The sequence below is a fragment of the Oryzibacillus soli genome (genome assembly GCF_051594765.1).
Taxonomy (GTDB): Bacteria; Bacillota; Bacilli; order Paenibacillales; family NBRC-103111; genus Paenibacillus_AR.
Window position 1 is genome coordinate 1 of sequence record NZ_JBPPGJ010000066.1, and the last position, 1,683, is coordinate 1,683.

2 protein-coding genes are annotated in these 1,683 nt (G+C 39.9%); both read right to left on the reverse strand.

Translation table 11 applies throughout. The annotated features are described in order from the left end of the window. Positions 1 to 372 precede the first annotated feature (372 nt). Positions 373 to 795 (reverse strand): hypothetical protein, encoded by a 423-nt coding sequence (locus ACSEXW_RS28130; protein WP_438449497.1) that lies wholly within the window; start codon positions 793 to 795, stop codon positions 373 to 375. A gap of 237 nt (positions 796 to 1,032) precedes the next feature. Continuing rightward, entirely contained in the window at positions 1,033 to 1,500 is a 468-nt protein-coding gene (locus tag ACSEXW_RS28135; RefSeq protein ID WP_438449498.1) for a hypothetical protein, read from the reverse strand. Positions 1,501 to 1,683: the final 183 nt, after the last annotated feature.

Below are 1,683 nucleotides of genomic sequence, written 5' to 3' on the forward strand. Positions count from 1 at the left end.
CTTGATCTTCTACGTCCCTTGACCTTCAATGTCCCTTGACCTTCAATGTCCCTTGACCTTCAATGTCCCTTGACCTTCAATGTCCCTTGACCTTCAATGTCCCTTGACCTTCAATGTCCCTTGACCTTCAATGTCCTTTGACCTTCAATGTCCCTTGACCTTCGGTGCTTTCACATAACGTTGTTGTATTCACGAACCCTCACTGGCTTAAGGGGCGTTAGCCCCGGGTCCGACGGACTTAGCCAGTGCAGGGTTGTCTGCTGATTCCACTTCTCCGAAAAGCCCCTGCAGACCAAGGGCCGTAAGGCCCGCCGCGTGAATACGGTGTTATGTGCTGTAACCGCCTTCTTGGATCAATCCACAAATATTTAATCACTTGGACAGGTCTTTTATTTTATAATCTGTTTTTTGTCCTAGGAAAGTGGTTCCAAAATCATCAGGTAATTTCTTGATATTGTTTATCCTAACAATCAATATCTCCTTTACATATTGTTCATCTGCTGCCATGTGACTATTAATATTTACTACAAGCTTACCATCCTCCTGTTTTATTTCTACGTAAGGATACGTATAGAGGCCAGATTTACCTAGGTTTGAGTACACGACAATGGTCTTGTCTTTAATAATGAAATATGTGTTTTGTTCATTAATTTGCTTGATTGTGTCTTGAATATCTTTATCTAATTCTTCCACCTTTACTACATCAAAATCAATATCTCCCGATTTGAATATGATAAACACAGATATAGAAGCAATTAGTACTGCTATAGATAGTATTAAGATCTTGTATTTCATGGTTCATCCTTTCTTCTTTTTATATTAATTCTTGCGGTTATTGCACATAACGTTGTTGTATTCACGAACCCTCACTGGCTTAAGGGGCGCCAGCCCCGGGTCCGACGGACTTAGCCAGTGCAGGGTTGTCTGCTGATTTCGCTTCTTCGAAAAACCTCTGCAGACCAAGGGCCTTAGGGCCCGCCGCGTGAATACGGTGTTAGATGATGGCCCCGACATCCCCGAATAATCTAATACTCACTTAAAATATTGTTCTGCCTGGTAACCATCTACTGGGAAGTTATCTTCTGTAACTGACTTATAATAAAAGTTTCCTACACTCATTCCAGTATCAATATTAATATCTTCAATAATAGTATCTTCATTCTCATATAAATCATCATGGAAGATAAAACCGATACAATTACTTTTCATATTCATTACGATATAATCACCATTCAATCCATGACCTATAATAAGTAACTCTGATGCGACACACTTATTATTTGGGTAATATGTATTCTCTTCTACTATGTCATTGAGATTGTAAAAGTAGTTATGTCTAAACTTTAATGACTCTGTAAATGAAAATTTATTATAGAACTCTCTTATATTTTCAGGTACATTATATTTCATAAAAAAAGCATGATGGCTTGATGAAATGTCTCCTTTAACTTTTAAGGTTTGTAGTTTTTCTAAAGCTTCCTCGAATAGCTGAATATCCACTTCGGAGCACTCCAATCAAAATATGTATCCGGGGCTTTCATCTAACGTTGTTGTATCTACGAACCCACACCACCTTAAGGAAGCCGATCCAAAAGCGCAGCTGGATCCCGACCGGCCGCGCGCGGTTAGGTGGTGCAGGGTTGTCTGCTGAATCTTCTTCCCCGAAATGCCTCTTGCAGACCG

Coding starts and splice junctions, on each gene's coding strand:
- ACSEXW_RS28130 (WP_438449497.1), bottom strand. CDS start 795: ATGAAATACAAGATCTTAATACTATCTATAGCAGTACTAATTGCTTCT.